This is a genomic window from Terrabacter sp. P5_B1 (assembly GCF_056400505.1).
Genome location: NZ_JBFULD010000236.1, coordinates 1 through 6751 on the forward strand (window position 1 = coordinate 1; position 6751 = coordinate 6751).

At 72.1% G+C, this 6751-nt stretch carries 7 protein-coding genes and 1 pseudogene; 7 read left to right on the forward strand and 1 reads right to left on the reverse strand.

The window, feature by feature from the left end:
• The 7 genes from AC1DP0_RS15720 to AC1DP0_RS15750 form a co-directional block, all read left to right on the forward strand.
• A partial coding sequence (locus AC1DP0_RS15720) for a DUF4129 domain-containing protein (protein ID WP_478085854.1) occupies positions 1-476 on the forward strand: 476 nt, incomplete at its 5' end.
• Positions 473-1024: a hypothetical protein gene (locus tag AC1DP0_RS15725; protein ID WP_478085856.1), complete on the forward strand. Its 552-nt coding sequence runs from the start codon at positions 473-475 to the stop codon at positions 1022-1024. The genes AC1DP0_RS15720 and AC1DP0_RS15725, both read left to right, overlap by 4 nt.
• A 12-nt stretch (positions 1025-1036) precedes the next feature.
• A complete protein-coding gene (locus tag AC1DP0_RS15730; protein ID WP_478085858.1) occupies positions 1037-2020 on the forward strand; it encodes an AAA family ATPase in 984 nt (327 codons plus the stop codon).
• Positions 2021-2026: 6 nt separating this feature from the next.
• Complete coding sequence (locus AC1DP0_RS15735; RefSeq protein WP_478085860.1) at positions 2027-3340, forward strand: DUF58 domain-containing protein; 1314 nt, start codon at positions 2027-2029, stop codon at positions 3338-3340.
• A 2-nt stretch (positions 3341-3342) separates the two neighbouring features.
• Complete coding sequence (locus tag AC1DP0_RS15740; protein WP_478085862.1) at positions 3343-3912, forward strand: hypothetical protein; 570 nt, start codon at positions 3343-3345, stop codon at positions 3910-3912.
• Between the two features lie 131 nt (positions 3913-4043).
• Positions 4044-4709: a TetR/AcrR family transcriptional regulator gene (locus tag AC1DP0_RS15745; protein WP_478085865.1), complete on the forward strand. Its 666-nt coding sequence runs from the start codon at positions 4044-4046 to the stop codon at positions 4707-4709.
• Positions 4710-4768: 59 nt separating this feature from the next.
• The gene (locus AC1DP0_RS15750; RefSeq protein WP_478085869.1) at positions 4769-6316 is read left to right on the forward strand and encodes a DHA2 family efflux MFS transporter permease subunit; all 1548 of its coding nucleotides are present in this window, start codon (positions 4769-4771) and stop codon (positions 6314-6316) included.
• 58 nt (positions 6317-6374) lie between these two features.
• Here AC1DP0_RS15750 and AC1DP0_RS15755 read toward each other — a convergent pair.
• Positions 6375-6751 (reverse strand): annotated as a pseudogene (locus AC1DP0_RS15755) (hypothetical protein); the annotation flags it as partial.

Below are 6751 nucleotides of genomic sequence, written 5' to 3' on the forward strand. Positions count from 1 at the left end.
TCCAGCTCATCCGGACGCTCCTGCGACGACGGCCGCACCTCGAGCTCCACGAGGAACCTGACTTCGCCGTCCCGCTCGTGCCGGGCGAGCTGCTCGAGGCCGCGCGGGCACGGTTGCAGGACCTCGAGTCCGGCGAACCACGCAACGCCATCGTGGCGGCGTGGCTCGGCCTCGAGACGTCGGCGGCCGCGACCGGACTGCCCCGGCTCCCGGCCGAGACGTCGACCGACTACACCGAGCGGGTGATCGGCGTGTGGCCCGTCGACTCGGAGCGGCTCGGCGATCTCGCGGCGCTCTACCGGGAGGCCCGCTTCTCCGTGCACGAGCTCGGCGAGACCCACCGTGACCGCGCCATCAACGATCTCCGGGTGCTCATCGCCGACCTCGAGCAGGTCGCCACCCGGCAGGCGGCCGAGCGAGCCCCGAAGCAGGTCGAGCCGGCGACCTCGCGAACCACACGGAGGGAGGGGCCGTGAACAGCTCGCCGGACGGCATACCTGCACGGAGACACACCCTCCTGACGGCGCTGCGCCCCTGGTGGCGGCGGCTCGTCGGCCTGCTCCTCACGTGGGTCGTCCTCTCGGCGCTGACGGCCGCGCTCGGCCTCGCCCCGGACGTACCCGTGCTCCTCGCGATCATCGTCGCCACGGCGCTGCTGCTCTGGCACCTCGTCGACCACACCGCGCCGCAGCACCTCACGGTGTGGCCCCTCGTCGACGGTGACTTCGCGAGCCACTCGAGGGGCAACGACTTCCGCGTCACGAACCTCGCGGCCCGCCTCGAGGTGGCCGACACCCGCCGGGAGGGGCGCGAGAGCGTCGTGCACGAGGTGCACCTGCAGCTGCAGGTGCTCATCCGCGAACGGCTCTACGCCAAGCACGGCATCGTCGCGGAGGAGGAGCCCCGCTGGGCCCAGGGGGCCACGCCGCCCGAGCTGTGGGACCTCCTCGTCGGACTCCCGCCGCCCGACCTCTACCGCCCCCAGCGCCTGGACCCGATCCTCCGACGAATCGAGCAGTGGTAACGCWTGACCGAGATGAACCTGGCCCGCGTCAGTGAGCTGAGCAGCGCCGTCCTCGACGAGGTCGACCGCGCGGTCGTCGGCAAGCGCGAGTCGCTGCGGCTCGTGCTGTCGGGCATCCTCGCCGGCGGACACGTCCTCATGGAGGACTTCCCCGGGCTCGGCAAGACGCTTGCCGCGCGCAGCTTCGCCCAGACGCTCGGACTCGACTTCAAGCGCGCCCAGTTCACCCCCGACCTGCTGCCCGGCGACATCACCGGATCGTTCGTCTACGACCAGCGCGCGGGCGAGTTCGAGTTCCGGGCCGGTCCGCTCTTCGCCGGCCTGCTCCTGGCCGACGAGATCAACCGCACCCCTCCGAAGACACAGGCGGCGCTGCTCGAGGCGATGCAGGAGAAGCAGGTGACCGTCGAGGGCCGGACGTTCCAGCTGCCGCGCCCCTTCCACGTCCTCGCGACCGCGAATCCTGTTGAGTACGAAGGGACCTACCCGCTGCCCGAGGCGCAGCTCGACCGCTTCCTCATGCGGATCTCGTTCGGCTACCCGACGCCCGACGAGGAGTGGGAGATCCTGTCGAACCGCATGGCCCGTCAGCGCGAGGAGCAGGAGCTGTCCCCCGTCGTCGACGCCGAGCAGCTGCTGGCGATGCAGGCGGCCGTCGAGGCGACGGTCGTCGACGAGTCCGTCGGTCGCTACTGCGTCGCGCTGACTGCGGCGAGCCGTGCCCACGGCGACGTCCTCATGGGTGCCTCCCCGCGCGGCTCGCTCGGTCTGCTGCTCTGCGCCCGGGCGTATGCCGTCGTCGACGGCCGCGACTACGTGACCCCCGAGGACGTCAAGGCCGTCGCGGTGCCCGTCCTGGCGCACCGCATCACCGTCAAGCCCGAGCTCTGGATGAGCAACGCGTCCGGGCACAGCATCGTCGAGAGCCTGCTGCGCACCGTCGCGACCCCGTCGGCGCGCGAGCACCTCGCCGCCGGACCGACCGTGGGCGCCTGACCGACCATGCAGCCATGGCACCCCCGTCGGACCGCGACCCGTCGACTCGGCGGGTGGGGGCCGACGGCTGCCCACCAGCGCGCCATCGTCCTCGCGGCCGCGGGCGCCATCGTCTCGGTCGTCGGCCGGCGTGCGGACCTCCTCGTCATCGTCACGCCGCTCGTCGTCGCCGCCCTCTGGGGGCACCTCGTGCGACCGCGGAACGAGATCACGGGCACGGCCCGCCTCGGCGACACGACGCTTCGGGAAGGCGCGGTCACCGGCCTGCAGGTGACCGTCGACCCGCCCCTGCCGGATCTCCACGGTGTCGTCACCTTGGCCCAGGCGCCGTGGGTGGAGCGCAAGCCCGCGAGCGGGATCGCCGAGCTCGAAGGAGGCGCAGCGACCCTCGGCGTGCGGTCGACCCGCTGGGGCCGCCGCCGGGTGGGCACCGTCAGCATCGCGATCGCCAGCACGTGGGGCGCCTTCCGTGCCGGACCGGTCGACCTGCCGGACCTCGACGCCGCCACCCTGCCCGTGCCGGCGGCCTTCGACACCAACGCGCCGACCCCGCACCCGCGTGGCATCGTCGGCCTCAACCGCTCCAACCGGCCCGGGTCCGGCTCCGAGTTCAACACGATCCGGCGGTTCCATCCCGGCGACCGGCTGCGTCGCATCCACTGGCCGGTGTCGATGCGCACCGGCACCCTGCACGTGGCATCGACCTTCACCGACGAGGACGCCCACGTCTTCCTGCTCGTCGACTGCTTCAGCGACCTCGGTCCCCGGGAGGGCATCGACGGACGCCCGACGAGCCTCGACGTCACCGTGCGTGCCGCCGCCGCGATCAGCGAGCACTTCCTGCGGAGCAACGACCGCCTGACGCTCCGCACCGTCGGTGCGGCCGAGGTCCCCACGCTCGGTGTCGGGTCCGGCACGAACCACCTGCGTCGCGTCCTCGACACCCTCGCTGCCATCTCGCCCGCGACGGAGCGCCGTGACACCGGCGACCGCGCCGTCCGGGGCGTCGACCCGAATGCCCTGTGTCTGGTCCTGTCGCCGCTCATCGACCCGACGATGGTGACGATCGCGCACACCCTCGCCGCGCGCGGGATGACGGTCGTCGTCGTCGACACCTTCCCCGAGCACCTCGTCGCCGACCCGACGAACGTCTACCAGGCGCTGGCCTGGCGGATCCGCCTCCTCTCCCGCGACGCCGAGGTCCACGCCCTCCGGCTGCGCGGCGTCCCCGTCGTGCCGTGGCGCGGACCCGGGTCCCTTGACCAGGTGCTGCGCGACATCGCCCGGCGCGCGTCGGCCCCGCGGATGGCGAGGCGGTGACCGTGTCCGATCCTGACCGGCGCCGCGTCCGCGTCCGCCGCGCCGTGCACTTCGGCGCCGGGCCGGAGTGGTCGCTGAGCCAGGTCGGTGCGGCTGCCGCAGCCATGGGCGGCGTCGGTGTCTACCTCGCGAGCCTGTCCCTGGCGGTCGGCGGCTTCGACGTCGTGTGGTGGGCACTCGTCCTGCTCCCGTTGCTCACCATGGCCTGGGCGGGCTCTGCGGCTCCCCTCGTCTACTGGGCACTGCTGCTCTACGGCTGGTTCGTCCTCACCCCGGCAGGCAGCTTCTCCTGGTGGTCGATCCCGGCGGCCGCGGGGTGCGTCGTGGGCCACGCCGCCACGGCCCTGTCCGCCTCGTTGCCGCCGGCCGGGTCGTTCACCGCGCGAACGGCACGTCGCTGGGTGCGCCACACCGGCCTGGCTTTCGCTGCGGCCGTGCCCGTGGCCGTGCTCGCCGGACTCCTGGCCGGGCGTCCGCTGGGACTCGTCCCCGCGGCATACGTCATCGGGCTCGGAGGGGTGGCGGCAGGCCTGTGGTTCGTGCGCACGAACCCACCCGTCGAGCGGGAGTGAGCCGGGCCGGGCGTCCCCACGGTCGGCCGGGGGCACGATCTCGGACAGGACGTTTGCCATTGACCCGGTCGCGACCTATCGTGTGATGAAACGAAACAGTTTCGTTTCATCGGGGTGGGACCGGGGTGAGCATGAGCAAGACCAGCGCGAGCACGACGGACGCACACGCCGTACCAGCCCTGGCACCTGCGGCACATGGCAGCCGTCCGCGCGTCGCCGGTGACCGCGAGGTCGAGATCCTCGAGGCCGCGATCGACGTCCTGCGCGAGTCCGGCTACGACCGCCTCACCTTCGACGCCGTCGCCACGGCCGCCCGGGCGTCCAAGGCGACGCTCTACCGTCGCTGGCCGCACAAGCGCGACCTCGTCATCGACGCCGTGGGCCTGTTCATCGACTGCCCGGCCGAGCAGGACCCCGACACCGGGAGCCTCCGCGGCGACCTGCTCGCCCAGGCGTGCGCCGACGGAGGCCTCGACGACGAGGTCGTCATCGGCACGTGGGGGGCCCTGCTCCCCGTCATCCACCGTGAGCCGGAGCTGGCGAACGGCATCCACGAGCGGTTCCTGGCCCCGAAGCTCGAGGCCACCCGCACCATCTTCGAGCACGCCCGACAGCGGGGTGAGGTCGGCGCCGACGCCGACCTCGACACGCTGCTGATGATCCTGCCGTCCCTGTCGATCCACGAGGCACTGCTCTCCGGACGTCGACCCGGGCCGGACCGCATCGCCGAGTTCGTGGACAGCGTCGTCCTCCCGGCCTGCGCCGCCACCGTTGCACCCGCGCCCAGCACCCGCTGAGCCGCACCGCGGCGGGGCGACCTCACCACCACACCTGCACGTCCTCGAGAGGAACACCCATGTCTTCGACCACGGTGGAGCAGGTGAACGAGCCCACGGGCGAGTTCACCTCCCACGACACCCCGCCGAAGCGCCTCGGCCTGGCGCTCTTCGTCATCTGCGCCGCCCAGCTCATGATCGTGCTCGACGGCACCATCGTGAACATCGCGCTCCCCCACATCGAGACCGACCTCGGCTTCAGCCAGGCCAACCTCCAGTGGGTCATCACGATCTACACGCTCGCCTTCGGTGGGGTGCTCCTCCTCGGTGGCCGACTCGGTGACCTCTACGGCCGGCGTCGCCTGTTCGTCTGGGGCATCGTCCTGTTCACCATCGCCTCGCTCGTCGCGGGCGTCGCGCAGAACGAGGCGATGATGCTCGCCGCCCGCGCCGTGCAGGGCCTCGGCGGCGCGCTCGCCGCGCCCAACGCCCTCGCGCTCATCACGACGACCTTCCCGGCCGGCAGGGAGCGCAACCGCGCGATGGGCGTCTTCGCGGCCATGTCCGGTGCCGGCGCCGCCATCGGCCTCATCCTGGGTGGTGCGCTGACCGAGATCGACTGGCGCTGGAACTTCTTCATCAACCTGCCGATCGGCATCGTCGTCGCCTTCTTCGCGCAACGCATCCTCACCGAGTCCGAGGACGGACAGGGCTCGCTCGACGTCCCCGGCGCGATCACCTCGATCGTCGGCCTGTCGTCGCTCGTCTACGGCCTGACGCACGCCGCAAGCACCTCGTGGGGCGATGCCACGACGATCACCTACCTCGCCGTCGGTGTCGCGCTGCTCGTCGCGTTCGTCGTCATCGAGACCCGGGTCGCGCACCCGCTCCTGCCGATGCGCATCCCGGGTGACCGCACCCGCGGCACGTCCTACTTCGTCATGCTCATCGTCGGCGCCGGCATGTTTGCGATGTTCTACTTCCTCGGCATCTACATCCAGAGCATCCTCGGCTACTCGCCGCTCAAGACCGGCCTGGCGTTCCTGCCGTTCTCGGTCGGGATCGTCGTCGCGGCGCAGGTCGCGAGCTTCCTCATCGCCAAGGTCGACCCGCGCTGGATCGCCGGCGCCGGCGCCGGCTTCGCGACGCTCGGCATGTGGGGCTTCACCCACCTGACGCCGCAGAGCACGTATGCCTCGGACCTGCTGCCGTGGATCGTCGTCCTCGCGTTCGGGCTGGGACTGATCTTCGTGCCGCTGACCCTGACGGCGGTGCACGGGGTGGCCCACGAGGACTCCTCGGTCGCCTCGGCCGTGCTCAACACGATGCAGCAGGTCGGTGGCACCCTGGGCCTCGCGACGCTGAGCACGATCTTCGTCAACAACATGGGCGACAAGGTCGCCGAGCTCACGGCGAAGCTGCCCCAGGGCGGGCCGGCGCCGACGAAGGAGCAGCTCGCGGCGGCGCAGAAGATGATCGCCGACGAGGCGTTCACCTACGGCGCCAGCCGGGCCTACCTCGTGGCCGCGATCATGATCGCGGTCGGCGGCATCGTCACGCTGGTCGCGCTGCACGTGCGGCACCAGGAGCTCGCGACCGACGGAGCAGCCCCCGCCCACACGGGCTGACCCTCCCCACCATCGAAAGAGCAATCAGTCCCCAGCGTGCGCGACCGCGCGGTCGGCATCACCCGGGGACGGATTGCTCTTTCGGCGGGGCCCAGACGGCGGCCCAGGGGACGTCCCAGCCGGCGATCGCGAGCCTGCGCTCGACGAAGGCGCGCCGCGGCAGGTCGACGACCCGACCCACGGACGGCTCGTAGACGTCCAGCTCCTGCTCGCCCGTCGGCGGCATGACGAGCACGACGTGCCGCGGCGTCCAGGAGTTGCCGACGTAGAGCAGCGCGGGGCTCCCGGGACGCACCCGCGAGCGGAGGGCGGCATACGCGCGCTCGAGGCCCGCGCGGCCGCGGTGCCGGAACCACGCGACGGCGAAGTCGGCTGCCGGGTCCGCGGCGCCCAACTCGAGCTCGTTCGACGCCCCCCACGGCGGTGTGCCGAGCG

Excerpts from the sequence above, each read along its gene's own strand:
- AC1DP0_RS15735 (WP_478085860.1), top strand. The coding sequence starts at position 2,027 with ATGCAGCCATGGCACCCCCGTCGGACCGCGACCCGTCGACTCGGCGGG.
- AC1DP0_RS15745 (WP_478085865.1), top strand. The coding sequence starts at position 4,044 with ATGAGCAAGACCAGCGCGAGCACGACGGACGCACACGCCGTACCAGCC.
- AC1DP0_RS15730 (WP_478085858.1), top strand. The coding sequence starts at position 1,037 with ATGAACCTGGCCCGCGTCAGTGAGCTGAGCAGCGCCGTCCTCGACGAG.
- AC1DP0_RS15750 (WP_478085869.1), top strand. The coding sequence starts at position 4,769 with ATGTCTTCGACCACGGTGGAGCAGGTGAACGAGCCCACGGGCGAGTTC.